Here is a 25,852-nt window from a genome sequence, read left to right as displayed (position 1 = left end):
CTCAACAAAAGAGGGAGGGGAGCCTCAACAGGGGGAGGGGAAGCCCGGGGGCGCGGTCAGCGGCCGCCGTCCGTGGTGTGGACGATCAGCACGTCGCACGAGGCGCGGTGGGAGACGGCGGACGGCACGGACCCGAGCAGCCGCCCCGCCAGGCTGTTGAGCCCGCGGTTGCCCACCACGAGCAGGTCGGCGCGGTGCCTGGCGGCCAGCGAGACGAGCACGTCCACGGCGTCGCCCTGCTCGGCCGCTAGCACGATGTCGGCGGCGCCCGCCGCCGCGGCGTGCCCGCGCGCCGCGCGCAGGGCGTCGTCGGCGGGCGTGGAGCCGCTCACCTTGTACGCCAGCTCGCCCAGCCGTTCGGCGGCCACGGCGCGCTCGCTCTCTCGCATGGGCAGGTACGCGCAGGCCAGCACGAGGGTGGCGCCGGTCGCCGCGGCCAGGGACGCCGCCGCGGAGACGGCGCGGAAGGAGGAGGCCGAGCCGTCGGTGCCGACGAGGACGGTGCGGTAGGCCATGGAGCCCCCAATTGGACACGATGTCAATTGATGGTGAGTACGATAGCGCCGGCGGCCACGCGCGACGCCGCCCGGGGTCCCCGAGCCGCGTGCGAGTGGCGCTCGAGGCGCACCCGATAAGCTCTACGCCATGAGCATCTCCTCGTCCTTCCGAGAAGTGTTGTCCCAGCGCGTCATCGTGGCCGACGGGGCGATGGGCACGATGCTCCAGGCCCAGGACCCGACGCTCGACGACTTCCACGGTCACGAGGGCTGCAACGAGGTGCTCAACGTCACCAGGCCCGACATCGTGCGCGGCGTCCACGACGCCTACTTCGCCGTCGGCGTCGACTGCGTCGAGACCAACACGTTCGGCGCCAACCTCGCCGCGCTCGGCGAGTACGACATCTCCGACCGCGTCTTCGAATACTCCGAGGCGGGCGCCAGGATCGCCCGCGAGGCCGCCGACCACTGGTCCACGCCCGACCAGCCGCGCTTCGTCCTCGGCTCGATGGGCCCCGGCACCAAGCTCCCCACCCTCGGCCACCTGCCGTACGCGAACCTGCGCGACGCCTACCGCGACAACGCGGCGGGCCTGATCGCGGGCGGCGCCGACGCGTTGATCATCGAGACCTGCCAGGACCTCCTCCAGGTCAAGGCCGCCGTCGTCGGCGCCAAGCGGGCCATCGAAGACTCCGGGCGCGACATCCCGATCATCGCGCAGGTGACCATCGAGACCAACGGCGCGATGCTCCTCGGCTCCGAGATCGGCGCCGCGCTGACCGCGATCGAGCCGCTCGGCGTCGACATCGTGGGCCTCAACTGCGCGACCGGCCCCGCCGAGATGAGCGAGCACCTGCGCTACCTCGCCCGCCACTCGCGGCTCAAGCTCTCCTGCATGCCCAACGCCGGCCTGCCGGTGCTGACGGCCGACGGCGCGTACTATCCGCTGAGCGCGCAGGAGCTGGCCGACGCGCACGGCACGTTCACCCGCGACTACGGCCTGTCGCTGGTCGGCGGCTGCTGCGGCACCACGCCCGAGCACCTGCGCCAGGTGGTCGAGCGGGTCCGCGGCAAGGAGGTCGTGGCGCGCCGGCCGCACCCCGAGCCGGGCGCGTCCTCGCTCTACCAGACGGTGCCGTTCCGGCAGGACACCTCCTACCTGGCCATCGGCGAGCGCTGCAACACCAACGGCTCCAAGGCCTTCCGCGAGGCCATGCTGGAGGGCCGCTGGGACGACTGCGTCGAGACGGCCCGCGAGCAGGCCCGCGACGGCGCCCACCTGCTCGACCTGTGCGTCGACTACGTCGGCCGCGACGGCGTGGCCGACATGAAGGAGCTGGCGTTCCGGTTCGCCACGGCGTCCACGCTGCCGATCATGCTCGACTCGACCGAGCCCGCGGTGCTGCAGGCCGGGCTCGAGATGCTCGGCGGCCGCGCCGCGGTCAACTCCGTCAACTACGAGGACGGCGACGGCCCCGACTCCCGCTTCCAGAAGATCATGCGCCTCGTGCGCGAGCACGGCTCGGCCGTCGTCGCGCTGACCATCGACGAGGAGGGCCAGGCCCGCACCGCCGAGTGGAAGGTACGCGTGGCCACGCGGCTGATCGAAGACCTGACCGCCAACTGGGGCATGCGGGTCGAGGACATCATCGTCGACTGCCTGACCTTCCCCATCGCCACCGGCCAGGAGGAGACCCGGCGCGACGGCCTGGAGACCATCGAGGCCATCCGCGAGCTCAAGCGCCGCTACCCGGGCGTGCAGACCACGCTGGGCCTGTCCAACATCAGCTTCGGCCTCAACCCGGCCGCCCGCATGGTGCTCAACTCGGTCTTCCTCAACGAGTGCGTCAACGCCGGGCTCGACTCCGCCATCGTGCACGCCTCCAAGATCCTGCCGATGGCCCGCATCCCCGACGAGCAGCGCCAGGTCGCGCTCGACATGGTCTACGACCGGCGGCGCGAGGGCTACGACCCGCTGCAGCGGTTCATGGAGCTGTTCGAGGGCGTCGACGCGGCCGTCATGCGCGCGGGCAAGGCCGAGGAGCTGGCCGCGCTGCCGCTGTGGGAGCGGCTCAAGCGGCGCATCATCGACGGCGAGCGCAAGGGCCTGGAGGCCGACCTCGACACCGGTCTTGAGCAGCGCCCGGCCCTTGAGATCATCAACGAGGTGCTGCTCGACGGCATGAAGACCGTGGGCGAGCTGTTCGGGTCGGGGCAGATGCAGCTGCCGTTCGTGCTGCAGTCGGCCGAGGTGATGAAGGCCGCCGTCGCCCACCTCGAGCCCCACATGGACCGCGTCGAGGGCGAGACGAAGGGCCGCATCGTGCTGGCCACCGTCAAGGGCGACGTGCACGACATCGGCAAGAACCTCGTCGACATCATCCTGTCCAACAACGGCTACCAGGTGGTCAACCTCGGCATCAAGCAGCCGGTCTCGGCCATCCTGGAGGCCGCCGACGACCAGAAGGCCGACGTCATCGGCATGTCGGGCCTGCTGGTGAAGTCGACGGTCATCATGAAGGAGAACCTGGAGGAGATGAACTCCAGGGGCCTGTCAGAGCGATACCCCGTGCTGCTCGGCGGCGCCGCGCTCACCCGCGCCTACGTCGAGCAGGACCTGGCCGAGCTGTTCGAGGGCGAGGTGCGGTACGCGCGCGACGCGTTCGAGGGGCTGCGGCTGATGGACGCGTTCATGGCCGTCAAGCGCGGCGAGCAGGGCGCGACGCTGCCGCCGCTGCGCGAGCGGCGCGTCAAGACCGGCGCGGTGCTGCAGCGCACCCCCGTCGAGGAGCTGCCCGCCCGCTCCGACGTGGCCGCCGACAACCCCGTCCCCACGGCGCCCTTCTACGGCGACCGCGTGGTCAAGGGCATCTCGCTGGCCGAGTACGCCGCCTTCCTCGACGAGCGGGCCCTGTTCCTCGGCCAGTGGGGCCTCAAGCCCACCAGAGGCGGCAGCGGGCCTGACTACGAGGAGCTGGTCGAGACCGAAGGGCGGCCCCGGCTGCGCATGTGGCTCGAGCGCATCCAGACCGAGGGACTGCTGGAGGCGGCCGTCGTCTACGGCCACTTCCCGTGCGTCTCCGAGGGAGACTCGCTGATCATCCTCGACGAGAACGGCGGCGAGCGCACCCGCTTCACGTTCCCGCGCCAGCGCCGCGACCGACACCTGTGCCTGTCCGACTTCTTCCGCGCCAAGGACTCCGGCGAGGTCGACGTGATCGGCTTCCAGGTGGCCACCATGGGCTCGAAGATCTCCGAGGCCACGGCCGAGCTGTTCGCCAAGGACGCCTACCGCGACTACCTCGAGCTGCACGGCCTGTCGGTGCAGCTCACCGAGGCGCTGGCCGAATACTGGCACGCCAGGGTGCGCTCGGAGTGGGGGATCGGCGGCGAGGAGTCGCTCGACGACATGCTCAAGGTCAACATCCAGGGCTGCCGCTACTCGTTCGGCTACCCCGCCTGCCCCAACCTGGAGGACCAGAAGCAGCTGTTCGAGCTGCTCGACCCCGAGCGCATCGGGGTGACCCTGTCGGAGGAGTTCCAGCTCCATCCCGAGCAGGCCACGTCGGCGCTGGTCGCCCACCACCCCGAGGCGAAATACTTCAACGTCTGATCCGCGTGGTGCCGCCCGCCGTTCACCGGCGGGCGGCACGATGGCGGGCACGCACTATCGATCGGGGGCAGGTTTGGAAGCGGTCTTCTTCGACATGGACGGGTTGCTGGTCGACAGCGAGCGTGTCTGGCTGGAGATCGAGACCGACGTGATGGCCAGGCTCGGCGCCCAGTGGACACCCGCCCACCAGGCCCACCTGGTGGGCGGGTCGATGGAGCGCACGGTCGACTACATGCTGGCCGTGTCGGGCTCCGACGTGCCCGCCGAGTCCGTGCGGGAGTGGATGACCGGCGGGATGGTGCGGCGGCTGTCGGCGGGCGTCCATGTCATGCCCGGGGCCGCTGAGCTGCTCGACGCGCTGCGGGCCGAGAACGTGCCGGTGGGGCTGGTCACCTCGTCGCTGAAGGAGATCGCGGACGCGGTGCTCAAAGGCGTGGGGCGCGACCGGTTCGACGTGGTGGTCACGGCCGACGACGTCGAACGCACCAAGCCGGACCCGGAGCCGTACCTGACGGCCGCGCGGCTGCTGGGGGTTGAGCCGGTGCGTTGCGTGGTGCTGGAGGACTCGCCCAACGGCGTCGCGGCCGCCACTGCGGCGGGCTGCGCGGTGGTGGCGGTCCCGAGCCTGCTGGCCATCGACCCCGCGCCCGGCCGCCTGGTGGTCCCGTCGCTGGAGCTGCTCGGCGTCGCCGAGCTGCGCGCCCTCATCACGGTCTGAGCCTCGCCCCCGCCCGCTACGGCCCTGCGGAGCGCCACGCGCCCTTTCACGTGCGTTCCGGCTACGGCGCTGTCCCGCCCTTCCACGTGCGCTCCGAGCACTACGGTGCCGTCCCGCCAGGCGCCGGGAGCGGATGGCGCGAGCCGCGGGAGCGCCGCCACGGGCCGGTTGGTGATCAACAACCCCTAGGGGACAAGTGGTCCTCGCGGAGGAGGGGCGGGCGGCGTTTCGCGTGCCAGGATGGAGATGTAGTCGATACGAGGGGCGGCGTGATGTTCGAACAGATCGCGTGGTTGCCGCTGTGCGCTGGAGTGACCGCGGTGGGCCTGGTGCTCAGTTTCCTGGCCTTCAGGCGCAGAGGAGCGGCCGCCGGCATGCGGATGGCGGCATGGGCGTTGCTGCCGGTGGCGGCCTACCTGACGGGCGCGCTGCAGGCCTTGTGGACCATCGGCGCGACCGCCGTCGGTTTCGTCACCGGGCTGGTGCTCAATCCGCTGGTCTGGGCGGGCGTCGCCGTGACGGGGCTGTCCGTGGTGCTGTTCGTCGTGTCGGGCGTGATCCGCGGCAGAAAGCTCTCGACCGTACGAAAGAAGAAGTCCGGCGAAGCCCCCGAAATTCAGCCTTCAGCGAACAAAACGCCCACGAAACCACAGCAGCCCGCTGTGGCCGCCACGCAAAAGCCGAAGAGCGCTGACGACTTCTCCGATATCGAAGAACTGCTCAAACGCCGCGGCATCAGCTGAATGCACGGCGAAACCGGCTGTGTCACAGTTCCGAGACGTAAACGGGACGGCTCGTAGACATTCTTCTCAAGATCGATACGAATGAGTTTCTGGTCAATCACAGTTGAGCCACATAGAGCACTGAGGGACTAGTCACACCAGCTCAGGCCATAGATTCTGCCTCCTGGGGCCGCGACACGCGGTTCACACTCGAATGGGCGCACTACCCTGACCGGGATCGCGCCGACACGGACGATGTCGTCTGGAATCCAGGGGGCTTACTGGCATGACCGCACCGCTCGATGTTCCGGGCTCGGCCGTCGAAGCCGGACCGGAGACCGTTCTTGAGGGGGCGGAGTCTTCAGTCATCCGAGGCCGTTCCCTGGGGCAGATCGCCTGGATGCGCCTCAGGCGCGACCGCATCGCGATGATCGGCGGCATCGTCATCCTGCTGCTCATCCTCGTCGCGATCTTCGCCCCGCTGCTGGTGTCGTGGTTCGGGCACCCGCCGGCTGAGTGGCACCGGGAGAAGCTCGATCCCTCCATCGGAGCTCCGCTGGGCTCCTTCGGCGGCATCAGCGGGGACTTCCTGTTCGGCGTGGAGCCGGACACGGGGCGCGACCTGTTCAGCCGCATCCTGTACGGAGCCCGCATCTCGCTGCTGATCGCGTTCTTCGCGACCCTGCTGTGCGTCGTGCTCGGCACGGTGCTCGGGATGATCGCCGGCTTCTTCGGCGGCTGGATCGACACCGTCATCAGCCGGCTCATGGACATCTTCCTGGCCTTCCCGCTGCTGGTGTTCGCGCTGGCGCTGGCCGGCGTCATCCCCGACAAGGCGTTCGGCCTGTCAGGCGACACGCTGAGGATCAGCCTGCTGGTGTTCATCATCGGCTTCTTCAACTGGCCCTATATCGGGCGGATCATCCGCGGCCAGACGCTGTCGCTGCGCGAACGGGAGTTCGTCGACGCCTCCAGGAGCCTGGGGGCGCGCAGCCACACCATCCTGTTCAAGGAGATCCTGCCCAACCTCCTGGCGCCGATCCTGGTCTACTCGACGCTGCTGATCCCCTCGAACATCCTGTTCGAGGCGGCGCTGTCCTTCCTCGGCGTGGGCGTGCGGCCGCCGACCCCCACCTGGGGCGGCATGCTGTCGGATGCCGTCCACAACTACCAGGTGGCGCCCAACTTCATGATCTTCCCTGGTCTCGCGATCTTCGTCACCGTGCTGGCGTTCAACCTGCTCGGTGACGGCCTCAGGGATGCCTTCGACCCGAAGGCCCGATAGACCTCGTGATTTTCCGCAAAGTTCTCAACTCCTAGATACAAGGGGTGTGTCAGGTCGATGAAGACAAGATCCAAGGCGTCGGCAGTGGCGATGACCGCCGCTCTCGCCGTGGTCGTGTCCGCGTGTGGCGGCGGCGGCGGCAAGAGCACCGGCGGCAGCGGAAGTGACGACAAGCCCGCCAGCCAGTACAACGCGGGCGTCACGCAGATCATCAACCCGTCGGACAAGACCGGCGGCACCCTCCACATGGGCATGCCGGGCGACTTCGACTCGGTGGACCCGGGCGACCAGTACTACGGCTACGCCTGGAACTTCTCGCGCTTCTACACGCGCGCGCTGACCATGTTCAAGCCGGTGCCGGGCGAGGAGGGCCTGCAGCTCGTCGGCGACCTGGCCGAGGACCTCGGCAAGCCCAGCGACGGCGGCAAGACGTGGACGTACAAGCTGCGCAAGGGCATCAAGTTCGAGGACGGCACCCCCGTCACCTCGAAGGACGTCAAGTACGCCGTGGCCCGCTCGCTGGACAAGGACATCCTGCCCAGCGGCCCGACCTACTTCAACGACTGGCTCGACCTGCAGGGCTACACCGGCCCGTACAAGATGAAGGACAAGCTCGACGACTTCAAGGCCGTCGAGACGCCTGACGACCACACCGTCGTCTTCCACCTGAAGAAGGCTTACGGCGGTTTCGACTACTTCGCCATGCTCCCGCAGACGGCCCCCGTGCCCGCTGCGAAGGACACCGGCTCGAAGTACAAGGAGCACCCGGTCTCGACCGGTCCCTACATGTTCAAGTCGCACGAGCTCACCAAGCGCATCGAGCTCGTGAAGAACCCCAACTGGGACGCGGCCACCGATCCCAACCGCAAGCAGCTCAACGACTCCATCGAGGTGCTGCTCGGCCAGAACGAGGACGACCTCGACCAGCGTCTGCTGTCCGGCAAGATCGACATCAAGATCAACAGCACCGGTGTCGCGGCCAACGCCCGCAAGACGGTGCTGACCGACCCCAAGGTCAAGCAGTACGCCGACTCGGCCCCGATCGACCGGACCTGGTTCACCAACATCAACAGTGACGTCAAGCCGTTCGACAACATCCACTGCCGCAAGGCGGTCATGTACGCGGCCGACCGCTCCGCGATCCAGGGCGCCTACGGCGGCCCCGACGCCGGCGGCGACATCGCGCTCAGCCTCATGCCGGCGAAGATGACCGGCTACCAGAAGATCGACCCGTACGGCGTCGAGGCCAGCCCGACCGGCAACGTCGCGAAGGCCAAGGAGGAGCTGGCGGCCTGCGGCCAGCCCAACGGCTTCAGCACCACCATCTCCTACCGCAACGAGCGCGCCGCCGAGAAGCTGACCGCCGAGTCGCTGCAGCAGTCGCTCGACCGCGTCGGCATCAAGCTGGAGATCAAGGGCTACCCGCAGGGCGACTACTTCAAGCTGTACGCCGGCAAGCCCGACTTCGCCAAGAAGAACGGCCTCGGCCTCATGGTCTACGGCTGGGGCGCCGACTACCCCGAGGGCTTCGGCTTCTTCCAGCAGATCGTCGACAGCCGCGTCATCCGCGAGGCGGGCAACACCAACCTGAGCGTGAAGGACCCGAAGATCGACGCGCTCATCGACCAGGCGGCCGCGGAGACCGACGCCACCAAGCGCAACGCCATCTGGGCCGAGGTCGACAAGCAGGTCATGGACTCGGCGTTCATCCTGCCCTACGTCTGGGCGCACGGGCTGTTCTACCGGCCGCCGACGCTGAAGAACGTCTTCGTCAGCCAGAACTGGGGCATGTACGAGTACCTCACGCTGGGCACCCAGTAACAGGTCAGGCGACCCCGCCGGACACGTACGTCGAAAGCAGGTGAAGGCTCCGGCGGCCGGGCTCACGAGGCCCGGCCGCCATGGCCGAGATCAGTGTTCACATACATTCTCAGACGGTTGATAGCGGCCGTCATGTTGCTCTTCGTGGTGAGCATCGCGACGTTCGCCATCTTCTTCCTCGTGCCTCGGCTCGCTGGGATGTCCGCTGACGACCTCGCCTCCCGATACGTCGGCAAGGCCGCCAACGACCAGGTCATCCACGACACGGCGATCCGGCTGGGGTTCTACGATCCGCTCATCGTCCAGTACGGGCGGTTCGTGAAGGGCATCTTCGTCGGCGTGGAGCGCAACTACGGCCCTGGGGTCGAGGTGTGCCCGGCGCCCTGCTTCGGCTACTCGTACGTCACCCAGAACCCGGTCCTGCCCGACCTGCTCGACCGCATACCGATCACGCTGTCGCTGGCGCTCGGCGCGGCAGTGGTGTGGGTGGTCTTCGGCGTGGCCACCGGCGTGGTGTCCGCGCTGCGGCGCGGCAGCTTCTTCGACCGCTTCTCCATGGGCATCGCCCTGGCCGGCGTCTCGCTGCCGATCTTCTTCACCGGCATCGTGTCGCTGGCGATCTTCCGAGACCAGCTCGGCCTCGTAGGCGACGTCGCCGACTGGGTCCCGTTCACCGAGGACCCGCTCACCTGGGCCAACAACCTGATGCTGCCCTGGATCACGCTCGCCTTCCTGTACGCCGCCGGTTATGCCCGGCTCACCAGGGCGGGCATGCTCGAGACCATGTCCGAGGACTACATCCGCACGGCCAGAGCCAAGGGCCTGCCCGAGCGGGCCGTGGTGCTCAAACACGGGCTGAGAGCCACGCTCACCCCGGTGCTGACCATGTTCGGCCTGGACCTGGGCCTGCTGCTCGGCGGCGCGGTGCTGACCGAGAGCACCTTCTCGTTGCCCGGCATCGGCAAGTACGCCAGGGACGCCATCGAACGCAACGACCTGCCCCAGGTGATGGGTGTCACCCTGGTCGCGGCGGCCTTCATCATCGTGGCCAACCTGATCGTCGACCTGCTCTACGCGGTCGTGGACCCGAGGGTGAGGCTGGCATGAGCAGTTTCCTCGAGGTCAAGGACCTCAAGATCCACTTTCCGACCGACGACGGCCTTGTCAAGTCCGTCGACGGGCTGACGTTCGACCTCGAACGGGGCAAGACGCTCGGCATCGTCGGCGAGTCCGGCTCCGGCAAGTCGGTCACCAGCCTGGGCATCCTCGGCCTGCACAAGGGCAAGGGCGCCAACATCTCCGGCGAGATCTGGCTCGATGGCGAGGAGCTCGTCGGCGCCTCCCAGGAGCACGTGCGCGGGCTGCGTGGCAAGAAGATGGCGATGATCTTCCAGGACCCGCTGTCGTCGATGCACCCCTTCTACACGGTCGGCGACCAGATCATCGAGGCGTACCGCATCCACCACAAGGTCACCAAGGCCGTGGCCAAGAAGCACGCCATCGACATGCTCGGCCGGGTCGGCATCCCCGAGCCGCAGCGGCGCGTCGACTCCTACCCGCACGAGTTCTCCGGCGGCATGCGCCAGCGCGCCATGATCGCCATGGCTCTGTCGTGCGACCCCGAGCTGCTCATCGCCGACGAGCCGACCACCGCGCTCGACGTGACCGTGCAGGCCCAGATCCTCGACCTCATGGTCGAGCTGCAGCGCGAGTTCAACTCCGCGCTGATCATCATCACCCACGACCTGGGCGTGGTGGCCGAGCTGTCCGACGACATCCTGGTCATGTACGGGGGCAAGTGCGTCGAGTACGGCAGCGCCGATGACATCTTCTACCGTCCCGAGCACCCCTACACGTGGGGTCTACTGGGATCGATGCCCCGGCTCGACCGGGAGCCCACCGAGCGGCTGCTGCCGATCAAGGGCTCCCCGCCGTCGCTGATCAACGTGCCGCCGGGCTGCGCCTTCTCACCCCGCTGCCCGTACGCGGAGCGCACCGGGGGCAAGGCGAAGACCGAGGTGCCCGACCTGCTCCAGACCGCGGGCGGCCACCTGGTGCGCTGCCACATGGACAGGACGGAGCGGCGGGAGCTGTGGGAGAACGAGATCAAGCCACTGCTGGAGACTCAGTGACCGAGCCTGACAAGAGCCCCGCGAGCGGCGAGCCGCTGCTTTCCGTACAGGGCATGGAGAAGCACTTCCCCGTCACCAAGGGCCTGCTCAAGCGGCAGATCGGCGCCGTCAAGGCCGTCGACGGGATCAGCTTCGACGTGTTCAAGGGCGAGACGCTCGGCCTGGTGGGGGAGTCCGGCTGCGGCAAGTCCACCACCGGCCGCCTGGTCACCCGCCTGCTCGAGCCCACCGCCGGCAAGGTGATCTTCGAGGGTCAGGACATCACGCACATGGGGCAGGGCAAGCTCAGGCCGCTCCGCCGCGACATGCAGATGATCTTCCAGGACCCGTACTCGTCGCTCAACCCCCGCCACACGGTCGGCACCATCGTCGGCGCGCCGTTCCGCATCCAGGGCGTGCAGACCGAGCACGGCATCAAGCGGGCCGTCCAGGACATCCTCGCCCTGGTCGGGCTCAACCCCGAGCACTACAACCGCTACCCGCACGAGTTCTCCGGCGGCCAGCGGCAGCGCATCGGCATCGCCCGCACGCTCGCGCTCAAGCCCAAGCTGATCATCGCCGACGAGCCGGTCTCCGCGCTCGACGTCTCCATCCAGGCCCAGGTCGTCAACCTGCTCGAGGACCTGCAGAACGAGCTGGACCTCACCTACGTCGTCATCGCCCACGACCTGTCGGTGGTGCGGCACATCAGCGACCGGGTGGCCGTCATGTACCTGGGCAAGATCGTGGAGATCGCCGACCGTAAGCAGCTTTACGGCTCGCCGATGCACCCGTACACGAACGCCCTGATGTCGGCCGTGCCCGTGCCCGACCCGAGGGCGCGCAAGGGACGCGAGCGCATCCGGTTGACGGGCGATGTGCCCAGCCCGCTCAACCCGCCACCGGCGTGCCGCTTCCACACGCGGTGCTGGAAGGCGCAGGAGATCTGCAAGAAGGTTGAGCCGCCGTTGGAGGAGCTGGCCAGCGGGCACCGCGTCGCCTGCCACTTCCCGGAGAACGTCCAGGAAACCACCGCCAAGGCCTCCTGACCCCGCCCCGGCCCGCAGCTGCCCGGGCTCGGCACCACGCTGGCGACACCCCGTGCGGCCCTCGTGCCGCACGGGGTGTCGGTCTTTGCGCGTGGGCGGCCCGGGAGAGCAAGGACCGCGCTCTTGGTCAGGAGTAGGTGCCCGGGGTGATCAGCCCGGTCTCGTAGGCCAGCACCACAGCCTGTACGCGATCCCGCAGCCCCAGCTTGGTCAGCACATTGCCCACGTGCGTCTTGACCGTCGTCTCACTCACCACGAGCTTGGCCGCGATCTCCGCGTTGGACATGCCCTTGGCGATCAGCCGCAGCACCTCCAGCTCCCGCTCGGTCAGCCGGTCGAGCCGCGCGGGGGCGGGCTGCTCGTACGCCGACGGGAGCCGCGTGGCGAACCTGTCGAGCAGCCGCCGCGTCACGCTCGGCGCGACGATCGCGTCTCCGGCCGCCACCACCCGGATCGCCTGCACCAGCTCGTCGGGCGGCACGTCCTTCAGCAGGAACCCGGACGCGCCCGAGCGCAGCGCCTCCACGATGTACTCGTCCAGGTCGAAGGTCGTCAGCACCAGCACCTTGGGCACATGCGCCGTGGGCGCCGCCTCCCGCACGATTCTGCGGGTCGCCTCGATGCCGTCGACCCCCGGCATGCGGATGTCCATCAGGACCACGTCCGGCAGCAGCGCGCGCGTCTGCTCCATCGCGTCCTTGCCGTCGCCGGCCTGGCCCACCACCGTGATGTCGGGCTCGGCCTCCAGAATCAGGCGGAATCCCGTGCGCAGCAGCGGCTGGTCGTCCACCAGCAGCACTCTGATCGTCATTGACCGTCCTTAAACGGGAACCTCGCCCGCACTTCGAAACCGCCCCCCGGTAGCGGACCGATGCTCAGGATTCCACCATAGAGCGCGACCCGTTCGCGAATTCCCACCAAACCGTGCCCTGGCCGCGAGGACAGCCCGGCGGCGCCCCGCCCGTCGTCCTCCACCCGTACGTCCAGCTCATCGAGGTCGTGGTGGACGGTCACCACGGCCTTCGCCCCCGGCCCCGCGTGCCGCAGGCTGTTCGTCAGCCCCTCCTGGACCAGCCGGTAGGCGGCTAGGTCCACGCCGGCGGGCAGCGCCCGCGCCTCGCCCTCCACCAGCAGCTGCGTGGGCAGCCCGGCCTCGCGCATCTGCTCGATCAGCGCCGGCAGGTCCTGCATGCCGGGCTGCGGGCCCAGCTCGGCCCGGGCGTCGGTACGCAGCACGCCGACGATGTTGCGCATCTCGGTCATCGCCATCCGGCCCGTGTGCTCGATCGCCGACAGCGCCTCGCGCGCCAGGTCGGGATCGGAGGCCAGCACCCGGCGCGCCGCGGCGGCCTGCACGGTCATCACGCTGACGTGGTGGGCGACCACGTCGTGCAGCTCGCGGGCGATCCGGGAGCGCTCCTCGGCCCTGGCGGCCCTCGTGTCGGCGGCGTGCGCCCGCTCCAGCCGTTCCGCCCGGTCCTTGAGCTCGTCCAGGTACGCCCGGCGCAACCGCAGGCTCCGGCCCGCCCCCCACACCGCCACCAGCACCATGGCCACCACGACGTGCTCGCTCCAGCTCGCCGCCCTGATCGGGCCCGCCGCAGCGCCGAGCGCGTACGTCACCAGCGAGATCACCAGCCCGCCCAGCGCGACCGCCAGCCCGCGGTAGGACGCCACCGAGTAGAGCAGCACCAGGCTGGCCAGCCCTGACACGCCGGTCCCGTACCCGAGCACGGTCAGCAACGTCTCCGGGACCAGCCCCGCGCACATGGCCGCCAGCGGCCACCGCCTGCGCACCGCCACGGGAACGCACGCCAGCACCAGCAGCAGCCCGCCGAGCGGGCCGGGCGCCTGCACGCCGTCGGCCGGCAGGCCCTGCGACAGCAGCCGCTCGGGGCTGTAGAGCACGAACAGCGCCACCGACGCCGCGGCCACCACCCCGGCGAGCACCGTGTCGTGGAACGTGGTCCGGTCTATGCGCACCGCTTCACTGTAGGGCCAGGTGAAAGCCCGTAACCTCCTCCCTCGGGAGGATTACCACCCATACGGTCCTCCGCCGGCCGTCGCCCGTTCCGGCACACGCGCCCGCCCGCACGCAGCCCACCGGGGGCGGGTCAGAGTTCGTCGGTGGCCGAGCGGCGGTGGCCGCGCACCGTGTCGCCGGGCTGGCGGTCGGGGACCGGGGGCGGGGTGCCGCCGAACTCCGGGCACAGCGCCTGGTGGTCGCACCAGTCGCACAGCCGGCTCCGGCGCGCCCGCCACTCGCCCGACTCCAGCGACCGCTCGATCGCCGCCCACAACGCCATCACCTTGCGCTCGGTGGCCAGCAGGTCGGCCTCGTCCGGCGCGTAGCGCAGCACCTCGCCCTGGCCGCCCAAATAAACCAGCTGCAGCAGCCGGGGCACCCGGCCGCGCAGCCGCCACAGCACCAGCGCGTAGAACTTCATCTGGAACAGCGCCTTGGCCTCGAAGTCGGGCCCCGGCGCGCTGCCCGTCTTGTAGTCGACCACCCGGACCTCGCCGGTCGGCGCCACGTCGAGCCGGTCGACGTAGCCCCGCAGCATCAGCCCGCCGTCGAGGACCGCCTCCACGTAGAGCTCGCGCTCGGCGGGCTCGAGCCGCGACGGGTCCTCCAGCGTGAAGTAGCGCTCCAGCATGCCGCGCGCCTGCGCCAGCCACTCCGCCTGCTCGGCCTCGTCGGCGAACATCTGCGCGTACTGCGGGTCCTCGGCCAGCAGCCGCTGCCACTGTGGCTCTAACAGCTCCAGCGCCGCCTGGACCGAACGCCGCGGCGCCGGAAGGTCGTAGAGGCGCTCCAGGACCGCGTGCACCACCGTGCCCCGCACCGCCGCCTGCGACGGCTTCTCGGGCAGCTGATCGATCACCCGGAAGCGGTAGAGCAGCGGACATGTCATGAAGTCGCCCGCCCGGGACGGGGAGAGAGCTCCGATGATCACCGGTTCGGTCAACGTCATGCACCGCACTCTAGGTCAAGACCACGACAGAATGGCTCCCGCGAAACGATGATCGCTCGATCGGGCGCGTAGCATCAAGGCAGCAACAGCACGTAATGGACGTTCAAGGAGTGCGGTGAGCGAGCAGAGCCCGCGGCAGGAGTTCTCCGGTCTTCGGATGGGGAAGCCGTTCGGCATTCCGGTGTACGTCTCGTGGTCGTGGTTCATCGTCGCGGTGTTCATCGCCTGGTCGTTCGGCCCGCTGTTCCAAGAGAGGCTGCCCGAGCTCGACAGCACGGCCGCGTACGCGGTGGCGCTGGTGTTCGCGGTGCTCCTGTACGTGTCGGTGCTGCTGCACGAGCTGGCCCACAGCGTGCTCGCCAAGTGGTACGGCCTGCCGGTGCGCAGGATCACCCTCTACCTGCTCGGCGGTGTCTCGGAGATCGAGCAGGAGCCGCCGACGCCGGGCAAGGAGTTCCTGGTCGCCGCCGCCGGGCCCGCGCTCTCGCTCGGCCTGGCCGGGCTCGGCGGGGCCGCCGACGTCTACGTGGTCAACGGCGGCGGCATCCTCGAGGTGCTGGTGTGGCAGCTGTGGGTGTCCAACCTCATCGTCGGCGTGTTCAACCTGCTGCCAGGGCTGCCGCTGGACGGTGGCAGGATGCTGCGCGCAGGGGTGTGGAAGCTCACCAGGAGCCCCGTTTCCGGCACCATCGTGGCGGCCTGGGGCGGGCGGGCGCTGGCCGTGCTGCTCGTCGTGTACTCGATCGCCACGACGCTGGGAACCGGCCAGGAGGTCGCTCTCACCGGGCTGCTCTGGCCGTTCGTGCTGGCCGCCTTCATCTGGCTCGGCGCCTCCCAGTCGTTGCGCGTGGCCAAGATCCGGGCCAGGATCCCGCAGGTCAACGCGCGTGCCCTGGCCCGCAGGGCGATCCCGGTGACGGCCGAGACGCCGCTGTCCGAGGCGCTGCGCCAGGCCACCGAGCGCGGGGCGGGCGCCATCGTCGTGGTCGACCACGAGGGCCAGCCCCTCGCCATCGTCCATGAGGCCGCCGTGCAGGCCACTCCGGAGCACCGCCGCCCCTGGGTGAACGTCGGCTCCGTCGCCAAGTCCCTGGACCCCACCATGGTGCTCAAGGCCGACCTGGCCGGCGAGCCGCTCATCGACGCCATGCGCGAGGCCCCGGGGAGCGAGTACCTGCTGGTGGAGGGCGGCGGGGAGATCTACGGCGTTCTCTCGACGGCGGATGTGAACCGGGTGTTCACCGGCGTCTGATTTGTCCCACTCGTTTAAGCGGCGACCCCGGGCTAGGGTCGTGTCCAGCAGTTTCGGGTGGCCCGGAGCGGACTCCGGCGATTTCTGCGATGCGACGACTGGCCGATAGTGTTCTGTTTGGCCAAACTTGCACAGTTGAGGGGTTTGTTGCGGCCCACCCGGTTCACCGAATCGAGACGAGGGGGCCGCGACCCGGCCTCTTCGTCTGGGTATGCGTATGGCTGGTGGCCAAGCACGGCAGTGCGGGTGCCGTAACATCGCCGGCTTCCGGGGAGGAGATCTGAGTGACCGAGCGCAGCGAGGGCACCGATGAGCGCAGCGCGGTCGTCATGAGGGAGGACGCATGACCGACCAAGGCTTCGGAGTGGTGCGTCCGCTTCCTGGGGACGGGCTGGTCGCCTTCGTGGGCGGGTTGCTGCTGGTGTGCGACGCCGGCGAGTCCACCGCCGACGACCTGCTCGACGCGCTGCGCGAGACGGCCGCGTCCGGCGGCGACGGCAGGGCGCTGGCCCGCCGCGCCGCGCAGGTGCTGGCGGCCAACATGGCGGGCGACCCGGCGACGTGCGCGGTCGCGGGCCCCGTGGGCGAGGGAGTGGCCGTCCTGGTCAGCGGCTCGGCCGCGGCCACGATCGCCACCTCCGGCGGCGAGACGCGGCTGGCCGGCAGCGACTCGCTGACCTGGGCCGACCGGCTCATCCCCGGTCCGGTCGAGCGGGTGGAGCTGAGCCTGCCCGGCGCCGGCAGCCCGCATCCCGCGGTCCGCCTGGAAGGCGGCGTGGTGCACGGTGGCGGCCTCGTCGGCGACTTCACCGACCAGCCCTCGGCGCCCGCCCCGTCCAGGTCGCTGACCAGCGAGCTGCCCGCCACCGCCATCCACATCGAGGCCGACCTGGTCCAGCCGCCCGCGCCGGTGGAGCGGCCGCCCTACCCGCTGGCCGACCAGCCGCCGGTCGTGCAGGGGACGCCGTCGGGCCCGCAGCCCGCGCCCGTGGATCAGCCGTCGTTCGGCACGCAGCAGGATCAGCCGCCGTTCGGCACGCCGCAGGACCAGCCTCCGTTCGGGACGCCGCAGGAGCAGCCGTCGCCCTTCTTCCCGCCGCCGCAGGAGCAGCCCCCGCCGCTGCCGGAGGGGCAGCAGTTCCCCTCGTACGACGAGCCGCCGCCACTCAACGGCGTCCCCGACCAGCAGGTGTCCCAGCCCATGGGCCCGCCCGACCACTTCGACCAGGCCGCGCCGCCCGTGCTCGGCACGCCCGACCACTTCGACGCCCCCGCCACGCCGCCGCAGGAGCAGCAGGACCACGGCGACCGGCCCCTGGTCTACGGCGTCGACTGCAAGAACGACCACTTCAACGACCCCCGCTCGCCCTACTGCGCCGTCTGCGGCATCGCGCTGGTCCAGCGCACCCTCGTCCCCTACAAGGGGCCGCGCCCGTCGCTCGGCGTGCTCATCCTCGACGACGGCACCGCGCTGCCGCTGGAGAGCGACTACCTGCTGGGCCGCGACCCCGAGCGGGCGCCCGAGGTGGCCGGCGGCAGCGCCAGGCCCGCCAAGGTGACGAGCCCCGACGGGTCGGTCTCACGCCGCCACCTGCGGGTGGCGCTGGACGGCTGGGACGTCAACCTGGTCGACCTGGGCTCGGTCAACGGCACCCAGATCCAGCCGCCGGGTGACCCCAACTTCTACGACATCCCGCCGAACGAGCCGGTCACCATCGCCCCAGGGACGACGGTCCGGGTCGGCGTGTCCCGCACGCTCCGCTTCGAGCCACACCGGGGGTAGCGCTCCCGGCGAACGCCCGCGTCCCCGAGCCAGGGACGCGGGCGTTTCTCATGCCTGCCTGTGCGGTCATGCGGCCCCACGCAGCCCGGCGCGACCTCATCCCGCCAGGAACTCGCGAGCGCCACGCAGCCGGGTCCGCAGCCGCCGCCGGGTGGCCGTGCAGTCCAGCCGGACCTCGAACGGGCCGGTCAGCCCGGCGTCGGACCGGCGGCCGGGCCGCAGCCGCGCCGCGTCCAGGCCGTCCCGCCGGGCGATGAGCACCCCCAGCTCGTACCGGTTCAGGGCATCGCTCCCCGCGGCGTGCAGCACCCCTGAGAGCCCGCGGACGGCCGTCTCCACGAGCGCCGCGGCGAGGTCGCCGACGTGAACGGGACACTTCACGTCGTCGGTGAACAGCACACCCTGACCGTGCCCTGCCGCCAGCGAGCGCGCCAGCGACTCGTGCGTCGATCCGCCGTTTCCGACGATCAGCGACGTCCTGACGATCGCCGCGCCCCGCAGGACCGCCCGCACCGCCGTCTCGGCCGCCGCCTTGGCGGCCCCGTACGGGGAGACCGGGTCAGGCACGCACGCCTCGTCATAGCGCGGGGCGGCCCCCGAGAACACGGCGTCGCTCGAGACGTGCACCAGTCGCCCGCCGGTCCGCGACAGGGCCAGGGCGACGTGCGCGGCGCCGTCCGCCGTGCTCGTCCAGTCCGCCTTCCGGTACGCCGCGTTGATCGCCGCCTCCGGCCGGAACGCCGCCACGGTGGCCTCCACGGCCTCGCGCGAGCGCACGTCCATCGGCAGCCACTCCACCCCGGGACGCTCCCCGGGCCTGGCGGTCACGTACGTGGCGCCCACCTCATGGCCGGCCTCCACGCACAGCCGTACGAGCTCGCCGCCGAGGAACCCGCTGCCGCCCACGATGAGAACCCTCACGGGCCGCCACGCTACCGGCTACCGCCCGGTCAGCCCGTCCGGAAGGCCCGCACGCCGCGCAACAGCCGTACCGCGGCCTCCAGCCCGCTGGCGGCCTCCAGCGCCCGCCCCGCGGCCGTGGCGAAGCGGCTCAGCAGGTGCTCGTCCCCGTCTCCGAACGCCCGCCCGGCGACCCACACCAACGTGTGGTCGCGCGTCGCCAGCGGCACAGGAGCGGCGAGGAAACCCGGCTCGCCCACCGTCACGTCGTGCGCCAGCCGCATGGCCGCCGGCGACTTCGCGAGCTCCTTCAGCACCCCCGACTCGGCCAGCCACCGGCGCACGCCCAGCGGATCGCCTGCGGGCCCGTGCATGTGGATCGGCTCCGCCTCCAGCCGCAGCGCGTCCACGCGCACGAACCCCGCGTAGGCCGTGCCCGTGACGGCGGCGGCGGCTCTCGCCAGCCGATCGACCAGGTCGGCGGCCTCCAGACAGGAGCACGAGGCGATGAGTTCACGCATGGCGACATTGACATGGTTGTATGGCATCGCGGTGATCCCTCCGGGGAGGGGGCGGAGGATCGCGCGGCCCGATCGCGCGATCTCAAGGGGCGGGTGCCCTGACTATCGCCCCCGACGCGCCCCTTGACTAGCCCTCAACCGGAAATCTGGATTTTTTACCCAGAACCGCCCCAGGTTCCGCCGCGGCCACCGAATCCCCACGCGGCCGTCACGACGGCCGCAGGCGCGACCACGCCACGTCGTCCACCCGCGTCCCGTCCGCCCCGACGAACAGGCCCCGATGCACGCCCTCCCTGCTGAACCCGGCCCGCTCCAGCACCCTGTGCGAGGCCGCGTTCCCCGCCTCGGTGCCGGCCACGATGCGGTGCAGGCCGGTGTTCGCGAACGCCCAGTCCACCAGCATGCTGACCGCCCGCGTCATGAACCCCTTCCCCCGGTACTCGGGCACCAGGGAGTACCCCACCATGGCCTGCCCCAGCGACTGCACGACCTCCATCAGCTGCAGGTGTCCCGCGAACGCCCCGGAGACGGCGTCCCTGATCGCCAGCTCGATCCGCTGCCCCGACACCCACCAGTAGCCGGTGTACCGGCAGCGGCGCTCGTCGTCCTCCAGCGTGTGCGGCGGCCCCAGGTGGTACTGCGCCACGCTCGGATCGGCCAGCATCCGGTGGTAGTCGGCCGCGTCCTCCACGGCCATCGGCACCAGCCGCACCACGCCGTCGCACAGCTCCCCGCCCTCGAAGAACGGCAGGTACGGCTCCGCCGCCGGCGCCGCGTCCCCCTCGAGACGGGCGAAGGTGACCATGTCGACGTACCGCCCGTCCCGCAGCCGCTTGGCGTCCCGGCGGCGGCCCTCCTCACGGAAGCCCGCCTTGTACGCCACCCGCAGGCTCGCCACGTTCTCCACCGCGGCCTGCAGCTCGACCCTGCGCACCCCGTGGTCGAACGCCCAGTCGGTGACCGCCCTGGCGGCCGTCGCCGCCACGTTCTTGCCGCGCGCCCACGGCGCCACCATGTAGCCGATCGCGGCCACGCCCCAGTGATCCGGCGGCCGGAGCCCGACCGAGCCGACGTACTGGCCGTTCTCCGTGATCACGAACTCGGCCCCGCCGCCCTCCCACTTCGCCGCCGCCATCGAGAAGTAGCCGTGCGCGTCCTGCAACGAGTACGGCGACGGCAACACCGGGAAGAACCAGGCCGTCACCGGGTCGTTGCACGTCTTGACGATCGCCTCGGCGTCCTCCTCCACGGGAGGCCGCAGAATCAGGGGACCGGTCGAGATCACATCACGCGGGAGCATCCCCCATAGATACCGTGCGTCCGGAGCCGCCCGAAAGCCCTATAACCTTGCGGCCATGGGTTTCCGCAGGCATGGGCCTTTCCGGGCGGGGGATCAGGTGCAGCTCACCGACCCCAAGAACAAGCGCCACACGATCACGCTCAAAGAGGACGGCGTCTTCCACACCCACAAGGGCGCCATCCCGCACAGCGACCTGATCGGGCAGCCTGAAGGCTCCGTCGTGCGCTCCTCGGGAGGCACCCAGTACCTCGCCTTCCGCCACCTGCTGCAGGACTACACGCTTGCCATGCCGCGCGGCGCGGCCGTCATCTACCCCAAGGACGCCTCGATGATCGTCGGCATGGCCGACATCTTCCCGGGCGCGCGGGTGATCGAGGCGGGGGTCGGCTCCGGCGCGCTGACGTGCTTCCTGCTGCGCGCCGTCGGCCCCGACGGGCACGTCACCTCGTACGAGCGGCGCCAGGAGTTCGCGGACGTGGCGCGCAAGAACGTCGAGAAGTTCTACGGCGACCCCATGGAGGCCAACTGGCGCCTGGTCGTCGGCGACCTGGTCGCCTCCATCGACGAGATCGACGTCGACCGGGTGATCCTCGACATGCTGGCCCCGTGGGAGTGCGTCGACGCCGCCGCCAAGGCGCTCACGCCCGGCGGCGTGATCTGCTGTTACGTCGCCACGACCACGCAGATGTCCAAAACGGTCGAGACGATTCGCGATCACGGGTGTTTCACCGAGCCGCATGCGTGGGAGACCCTGGTTCGCGACTGGCACGTCGAAGGACTCGCGGTGAGACCTGATCATCGGATGATCGGCCACACGGGGTTCCTCGTCACCGCCCGCCGCATGGCGGACGGAGTGACGCCCCCGCCGAGACGCCGACGACCGAAGGGGACCACCGAAGAACTATGACAATTTGGCCACGAGGGTGCGTTGGTGCGTGACACGGGAACAGATTGCCCTGTTCATGTGCTGGGAGTATTAAACGCACGATTGAGGAATATTCACCGAATACTGAATGTCACTCTACGAACACTGCCCGGCCAGGTTACGGAGGGGCCCGAGATAGGTAAGGTCCTTAGTAGTCGCCCTCGACTGGGAAGGAGGTGACGGGGCGTGGCAGCTCGCGATGATGCTGAGGCTCGAGCCGCGCAGCGCGAACGGGAGGTCGCTGATCTTTCAACACAGGTCTCCTTCCTCCAGGAGGAGATCACCGCGCTGAGGCGGAAGCTGGCCGAGTCACCCCGTCAGGCCAGGGTCCTCGAAGAGCGTCTCCATGAGGCACAGGCGCATCTCGCGGCCGTGACCGGCCAGAACGAGCGCCTGGCGGCCACACTCAGGGAGGCCAGGGACCAAATCATAGCTCTCAAGGAGGAGGTCGACCGGCTGGCGCAGCCGCCATCCGGCTTCGGCACCTTCCTCGAGGCCAGAGAAGACGGCACCATCGAGGTGTTCACCGGCGGCCGCAAGCTCCGCGTGAACGTCAGCCCTGCCGTCGACATCGACTCGCTGCGGCGTGGCCAGGAGGTCATGCTCAACGAGGCACTCAACGTGGTCGAAGCGCTCGGCTACGAAGAGGTCGGCGAGATCGTGATGCTCAAAGAACTGCTCGACGAGGGCAAGCGGGCCCTGGTCATCTCGCACGCCGACGAAGAGCGCGTCGTGCGACTGGCCGAGTCGCTGGTCGGCCAGCCCATCAGGGCCGGCGACTCGCTCCTGCTCGAGCCCCGATCCGGCTACGTCTACGAGCGCATACCCAAGTCCGAAGTCGAAGAGCTCGTGCTGGAGGAGGTCCCCGACATCTCCTACGAGGAGATCGGCGGCCTCGGCAGGCAGATCGAGCAGATCAGGGACGCCATCGAGCTGCCCTACCTGCACGCCGACCTGTTCCGCGAGCACAAGCTCCGGCCTCCCAAGGGCGTGCTGCTGTACGGCCCGCCCGGTTGCGGCAAGACGCTCATCGCCAAGGCCGTCGCCAACTCCCTGGCCAAGCAGGTCGCGGAGAAGACCGGCCAGTCAGGCAAGAGCTTCTTCCTCAACATCAAGGGCCCCGAGCTGCTCAACAAGTACGTCGGCGAGACCGAGCGGCACATCCGCCTGGTCTTCCAGCGGGCCCGGGAGAAGGCCTCCGAGGGCACCCCGGTGATCGTGTTCTTCGACGAGATGGACTCGATCTTCCGCACCCGAGGCTCCGGCGTGTCCTCCGACGTGGAGAACACCATCGTCCCTCAGCTGCTGTCGGAGATCGACGGCGTCGAGGGCCTGGAGAACGTCATCGTCATCGGCGCCTCCAACCGCGAAGACATGATCGACCCGGCGATCCTGCGGCCCGGCCGCCTGGACGTCAAGATCAAGATCGAGCGGCCGGACGCCGAGGCGGCCAAGGACATCTTCTCCAAGTACCTCATCGCCGACCTGCCGCTGCACCCGGACGACCTGACGGAGCACTCCGGCTCCCGCGAGGGCACCATCCAGGGCATGATCCAGAGCGTCGTCGAGCGGATGTACACCGAGAGCGAGGAAAACCGCTTCCTCGAGGTGACCTACGCCAACGGCGACAAGGAAGTCCTCTACTTCAAGGACTTCAACTCCGGCGCGATGATCCAGAACATCGTCGACCGGGGCAAGAAGATGGCCATCAAGCAGTTCCTCGAAACCGGCCAGAAGGGCCTGCGGGTGCAGCACCTGCTCACGGCCTGCGTGGACGAGTTCTCCGAGAACGAGGACCTGCCCAACACCACCAACCCCGACGACTGGGCCCGCATCTCCGGCAAGAAGGGTGAGCGGATCGTCTACATCCGTACGCTCGTCTCCGGCAAGCAGGGCACCGAAGCCGGCCGGTCCATCGACACCGTCGCCAACACCGGCCAGTACCTGTAACACCACGGACGGGAGGGCCCACGGCGGCCCTCCCGTCCGCATGTCCCGGTACCCCAGGCGGGACGGGTTCCCGGTCCCCGGCCCAGAGGGGAAGCACATCCACGCGCGGAAGTCGCGGTGGCACGCCGGATACGCATGCACGCCACCCCGATGAGGCGCACACTGGGCACGTGACCACGCTCAAACGAGTAGACGTGCGCGTGGAAGGCATCGTCCACGGCGTAGGCTTCCGCCCCTTCGTCTGCTCGCTGGCCCGCCGCCTGGGCCTGGCCGGGCGCGTGCGCAACGACGTCAACGGGGTGCACATCGAAGTCGAAGGAGCCCTCGCCGGCGTCGAGGAGTTCCTCACCGCCCTCGAACGCGACGCGCCGGCACTGTCCGAAATCCAGCACGTCACCGTCGTCAGCGGCGAGCCGGCCGGCCGCAGCGGCTTCACCATCGCCGCCGGCGACCCCTCAGGCCCGCTCCGCGCCCTCGTCTCCGCCGACACCGCCACCTGCGACGACTGCCTGCGCGAGCTGGCCGACCCCGCCGACCGCCGCCACGGCCACCCGTTCATCGGCTGCGCCGGCTGCGGCCCCCGCTTCACGATCGTGCGCGGCGTGCCGTACGACCGGACGCTGACCACCATGGCCGGCTTCGGCATGTGCCAGGACTGCGCCGCCGAATACCACGACCCCGGCAACCGCCGCTTCCAGGCCGAGCCCATCTGCTGCCCCGCCTGCGGGCCCCGGCTGCGGCTGCACGACGCCCGCGGCGCCGAGCTGTGCGGCGACCCCATCGCCGGGGCCGTCACCCTGCTGCGCGCCGGGCGCGTCGTCGCCGTCAAGGGCCCCGGCGGCTTCCACCTCGCCGTGCCCGCCGCCGACGAGCCGGCCACCGCCGCGCTCCGGAGCCGCAAGCACCGCGAGGAGAAGCCATTCCCGATCATGGTCGCCGACCTGGCACAGGCGCGGCGGCTGTGCGAGATCGCCGCCGAGCTGCTCACCAGCCGCGCCCGCCCCGTCGTACTGCTGCCCCGCCTGCCCGGCGCCCCCGTCGCCGCCCCTGTCGCCACCTCCGCCGCGCCCGGGCAGCGCAGCCTCGGCCTCATGCTGCCCGGCACGGCCCTCCACCACCTCCTGCTCGCTCAGCTCGCCGAGCCCCTGGTCCTCGCCGGCGGGAACGTCTCCGACGAGCCCGCCGCCCACAAGGACGCCGACGCGCTCACCCGCCTCAGCGGCATCGCCGACGCCTTCCTCATCCACGATCGCCCGATCCACGTACGCGCCGACGACTCGCTCGTACGGCCCATGGCGGGCGAGGTGACCGTGCTGCGCCGCGCCCGCGGGTACGCGCCAGAGCCGCTCGCCCTCCGCCGGCCCGCGCCCCGGCCCGTCCTCGCCTGCGGCGCCGACCTGGACAGCACCTTCTGCCTGGCCGAAGGCCGGCGCGCGTTCGTCTCCCAGCACCTCGGCGACCTGGAGAACCGCGAGACGCTCAGGTCGTTCGCCGAGGGCATCGAGCACTTCTGCCGGCTGTTCGGCGCCCGGCCCGAGATCGTGGCGCACGACCTGCACCCCGGCTACCTGTCGACCAGGCACGCCATGGCGATCCCCGGCGTCGAACGCGTCGCCGTCCAGCACCACCACGCCCACATCGCCTCCTGCCTGGCCGACAACGGCGAGCTCGGGCCCGTGCTGGGAGTCGTCCTCGACGGGCCCGGCCACGGCCCCGACGGCACCCTGTGGGGCGGCGAGTTCCTCCGCGCCGACCTCGCCACCTTCGAACGCCTCGGCCACCTCGCCCAGGTGCCCATGCCGGGCGGGACCGCCGCCGCCCGGCAGCCCTGGCGCATGACCGCCGCCTACCTCGGCGACGAGCACCCCGCTCTGGCCGTCGCCCGCCGCAACCCCTGGGCCGAGGCGCTCCGGCCCGCCCCCGGCTCCCCGCTGACCTCCAGCGCGGGCCGCCTCTTCGACGCCCTCTACGCGCTGCTCGGGGTCCGGGACAAGATCACGTATGAGGGGCAGCCGGCGGTCGAGCTCGAACAGCACGCCGAACCGGCCGAGCGCGGCACGTACGAGGCCGCCGTCCGCAGCGGCGACCTGCTCGTCGTGGAAGGCGCCGACCTCGTCCGCGCCGCCGCCGCCGACCTGGCGGCCGGGGCGGACACGCGCGTGATCGCCGGCCGCTTCCACAACGGCCTGGCCGGCGCGGTCGCCCGCGCCTGCGACACGCTCAGGCAGGCCACGGGACTGTCGGCCGTGGCGCTGTCGGGCGGGGTCTTCCAGAACGCGCTGCTGCTCGAACGCACGGTGACACTGCTGCGCGCGGCCGGCTTCCGCGTGCTCAGGCACGTCCGGGTGCCACCCGGCGACGGCGGCATCAGTCTGGGCCAGGCCGCCATCGCGGCCGCTCGCGACCGCCCCTGAGTCCTCGGACGCGGGG

Annotated in this window: 20 protein-coding genes; 13 read left to right on the top strand and 7 right to left on the bottom strand. The window is 70.3% G+C overall.

Annotation, left to right across the window (positions count from 1 at the left end; all coding sequences use genetic code 11):
* Window positions 1–56: 56 nt before the first annotated feature.
* On the bottom strand, window positions 57–515 hold the full coding sequence (locus tag ABN273_RS12155) for a universal stress protein (protein ID WP_349448817.1): 459 nt from the start codon (window positions 513–515) through the stop codon (window positions 57–59).
* A gap of 130 nt (window positions 516–645) precedes the next feature.
* Here ABN273_RS12155 and metH point away from each other — a divergent pair, with 130 nt between their 5' ends.
* The 8 genes from metH to ABN273_RS12115 all read left to right on the top strand — a co-directional run bounded on the left by metH (window position 646) and on the right by ABN273_RS12115 (window position 11,816).
* Window positions 646–4,110, top strand: coding sequence for a methionine synthase (gene metH / locus ABN273_RS12150; protein ID WP_349448816.1), 3,465 nt, complete (start codon window positions 646–648; stop codon window positions 4,108–4,110).
* Window positions 4,111–4,183: 73 nt separating this feature from the next.
* Window positions 4,184–4,828 (top strand): HAD family hydrolase, encoded by a 645-nt coding sequence (locus tag ABN273_RS12145; protein ID WP_349448815.1) that lies wholly within the window; start codon window positions 4,184–4,186, stop codon window positions 4,826–4,828.
* 272 nt (window positions 4,829–5,100) lie between these two features.
* Window positions 5,101–5,571, top strand: coding sequence for a cellulose synthase (locus tag ABN273_RS12140; RefSeq protein WP_349448814.1), 471 nt, complete (start codon window positions 5,101–5,103; stop codon window positions 5,569–5,571).
* A 265-nt stretch (window positions 5,572–5,836) separates the two neighbouring features.
* Window positions 5,837–6,835: an ABC transporter permease gene (locus ABN273_RS12135; protein ID WP_349448813.1), complete on the top strand. Its 999-nt coding sequence runs from the start codon at window positions 5,837–5,839 to the stop codon at window positions 6,833–6,835.
* Between the two features lie 57 nt (window positions 6,836–6,892).
* A complete protein-coding gene (locus tag ABN273_RS12130) occupies window positions 6,893–8,656 on the top strand; it encodes an ABC transporter substrate-binding protein (RefSeq protein WP_349448812.1) in 1,764 nt (587 codons plus the stop codon).
* Between the two features lie 93 nt (window positions 8,657–8,749).
* Window positions 8,750–9,763, top strand: coding sequence for an ABC transporter permease (locus tag ABN273_RS12125; RefSeq protein ID WP_349448811.1), 1,014 nt, complete (start codon window positions 8,750–8,752; stop codon window positions 9,761–9,763).
* Complete coding sequence (locus ABN273_RS12120; RefSeq protein WP_349448809.1) at window positions 9,760–10,788, top strand: ABC transporter ATP-binding protein; 1,029 nt, start codon at window positions 9,760–9,762, stop codon at window positions 10,786–10,788. The genes ABN273_RS12125 and ABN273_RS12120 overlap by 4 nt, the downstream gene beginning before the upstream one ends.
* 53 nt (window positions 10,789–10,841) lie before the next feature.
* Window positions 10,842–11,816: an ABC transporter ATP-binding protein gene (locus ABN273_RS12115; RefSeq protein WP_349449007.1), complete on the top strand. Its 975-nt coding sequence runs from the start codon at window positions 10,842–10,844 to the stop codon at window positions 11,814–11,816.
* Between the two features lie 127 nt (window positions 11,817–11,943).
* On the opposite strand, the gene ABN273_RS12110 is transcribed toward ABN273_RS12115, so the two are convergent.
* From ABN273_RS12110 to ABN273_RS12100, 3 genes are all read right to left on the bottom strand, one after another.
* Complete coding sequence (locus ABN273_RS12110; protein WP_344995576.1) at window positions 11,944–12,627, bottom strand: response regulator; 684 nt, start codon at window positions 12,625–12,627, stop codon at window positions 11,944–11,946.
* Window positions 12,624–13,799 carry a sensor histidine kinase gene (locus ABN273_RS12105; protein WP_349448808.1) on the bottom strand — a complete coding sequence of 392 codons (1,176 nt, stop codon included), beginning with the start codon at window positions 13,797–13,799 and terminating at the stop codon, window positions 12,624–12,626. The genes ABN273_RS12110 and ABN273_RS12105 overlap by 4 nt, the downstream gene beginning before the upstream one ends.
* A gap of 131 nt (window positions 13,800–13,930) precedes the next feature.
* Window positions 13,931–14,791 carry a RecB family exonuclease gene (locus tag ABN273_RS12100; protein WP_349448807.1) on the bottom strand — a complete coding sequence of 287 codons (861 nt, stop codon included), beginning with the start codon at window positions 14,789–14,791 and terminating at the stop codon, window positions 13,931–13,933.
* Between the two features lie 115 nt (window positions 14,792–14,906).
* Here ABN273_RS12100 and ABN273_RS12095 point away from each other — a divergent pair, with 115 nt between their 5' ends.
* Window positions 14,907–16,043, top strand: coding sequence for a site-2 protease family protein (locus tag ABN273_RS12095; RefSeq protein WP_349448806.1), 1,137 nt, complete (start codon window positions 14,907–14,909; stop codon window positions 16,041–16,043).
* A 343-nt stretch (window positions 16,044–16,386) separates the two neighbouring features.
* The gene (locus tag ABN273_RS12090) at window positions 16,387–17,826 is read left to right on the top strand and encodes an FHA domain-containing protein (protein ID WP_349448805.1); all 1,440 of its coding nucleotides are present in this window, start codon (window positions 16,387–16,389) and stop codon (window positions 17,824–17,826) included.
* A gap of 96 nt (window positions 17,827–17,922) precedes the next feature.
* On the opposite strand, the gene ABN273_RS12085 is transcribed toward ABN273_RS12090, so the two are convergent.
* From ABN273_RS12085 to ABN273_RS12075, 3 genes are all read right to left on the bottom strand, one after another.
* Entirely contained in the window at window positions 17,923–18,747 is an 825-nt protein-coding gene (locus ABN273_RS12085; protein ID WP_349448804.1) for an SDR family oxidoreductase, read from the bottom strand.
* A gap of 29 nt (window positions 18,748–18,776) precedes the next feature.
* Complete coding sequence (locus ABN273_RS12080; protein WP_349448803.1) at window positions 18,777–19,247, bottom strand: hypothetical protein; 471 nt, start codon at window positions 19,245–19,247, stop codon at window positions 18,777–18,779.
* Between the two features lie 208 nt (window positions 19,248–19,455).
* Window positions 19,456–20,547, bottom strand: a complete 1,092-nt coding sequence (locus tag ABN273_RS12075; protein WP_349448802.1) for a GNAT family N-acetyltransferase — start codon at window positions 20,545–20,547, stop codon at window positions 19,456–19,458.
* Between the two features lie 55 nt (window positions 20,548–20,602).
* Between ABN273_RS12075 and ABN273_RS12070 the strand changes: the two genes are divergently transcribed.
* From ABN273_RS12070 to hypF, 3 genes are all read left to right on the top strand, one after another.
* A complete protein-coding gene (locus ABN273_RS12070) occupies window positions 20,603–21,454 on the top strand; it encodes a tRNA (adenine-N1)-methyltransferase (protein ID WP_349448801.1) in 852 nt (283 codons plus the stop codon).
* 204 nt (window positions 21,455–21,658) lie between these two features.
* On the top strand, window positions 21,659–23,422 hold the full coding sequence (arc, locus tag ABN273_RS12065) for a proteasome ATPase (protein ID WP_349448800.1): 1,764 nt from the start codon (window positions 21,659–21,661) through the stop codon (window positions 23,420–23,422).
* A gap of 170 nt (window positions 23,423–23,592) precedes the next feature.
* Window positions 23,593–25,836: a carbamoyltransferase HypF gene (gene hypF / locus ABN273_RS12060; RefSeq protein ID WP_349448799.1), complete on the top strand. Its 2,244-nt coding sequence runs from the start codon at window positions 23,593–23,595 to the stop codon at window positions 25,834–25,836.
* The last annotated feature ends 16 nt before the right edge of the window (window positions 25,837–25,852 follow it).

Origin of the sequence: Nonomuraea sp. B19D2 (genome assembly GCF_040137845.1) — a bacterium.
GTDB lineage: Bacteria > Actinomycetota > Actinomycetes > Streptosporangiales > Streptosporangiaceae > Nonomuraea.
This window is presented reverse-complemented; position numbering and strand designations above follow the sequence as displayed.

Bases quoted from the DNA above. Each gene is read 5' to 3' on its own strand.
- ABN273_RS12120 (WP_349448809.1), top strand. From the start codon at position 9,760: ATGAGCAGTTTCCTCGAGGTCAAGGACCTCAAGATCCACTTTCCGACC.
- ABN273_RS12075 (WP_349448802.1), bottom strand. From the start codon at position 20,547: ATGCTCCCGCGTGATGTGATCTCGACCGGTCCCCTGATTCTGCGGCCT.
- ABN273_RS12140 (WP_349448814.1), top strand. From the start codon at position 5,101: ATGTTCGAACAGATCGCGTGGTTGCCGCTGTGCGCTGGAGTGACCGCG.
- ABN273_RS12080 (WP_349448803.1), bottom strand. From the start codon at position 19,247: ATGCGTGAACTCATCGCCTCGTGCTCCTGTCTGGAGGCCGCCGACCTG.
- ABN273_RS12070 (WP_349448801.1), top strand. From the start codon at position 20,603: ATGGGTTTCCGCAGGCATGGGCCTTTCCGGGCGGGGGATCAGGTGCAG.
- ABN273_RS12130 (WP_349448812.1), top strand. From the start codon at position 6,893: ATGAAGACAAGATCCAAGGCGTCGGCAGTGGCGATGACCGCCGCTCTC.
- metH (WP_349448816.1), top strand. From the start codon at position 646: ATGAGCATCTCCTCGTCCTTCCGAGAAGTGTTGTCCCAGCGCGTCATC.
- ABN273_RS12115 (WP_349449007.1), top strand. From the start codon at position 10,842: ATGGAGAAGCACTTCCCCGTCACCAAGGGCCTGCTCAAGCGGCAGATC.
- ABN273_RS12135 (WP_349448813.1), top strand. From the start codon at position 5,837: ATGACCGCACCGCTCGATGTTCCGGGCTCGGCCGTCGAAGCCGGACCG.
- ABN273_RS12100 (WP_349448807.1), bottom strand. From the start codon at position 14,791: ATGACGTTGACCGAACCGGTGATCATCGGAGCTCTCTCCCCGTCCCGG.
- ABN273_RS12155 (WP_349448817.1), bottom strand. From the start codon at position 515: ATGGCCTACCGCACCGTCCTCGTCGGCACCGACGGCTCGGCCTCCTCC.
- ABN273_RS12110 (WP_344995576.1), bottom strand. From the start codon at position 12,627: ATGACGATCAGAGTGCTGCTGGTGGACGACCAGCCGCTGCTGCGCACG.
- ABN273_RS12090 (WP_349448805.1), top strand. From the start codon at position 16,387: ATGACCGACCAAGGCTTCGGAGTGGTGCGTCCGCTTCCTGGGGACGGG.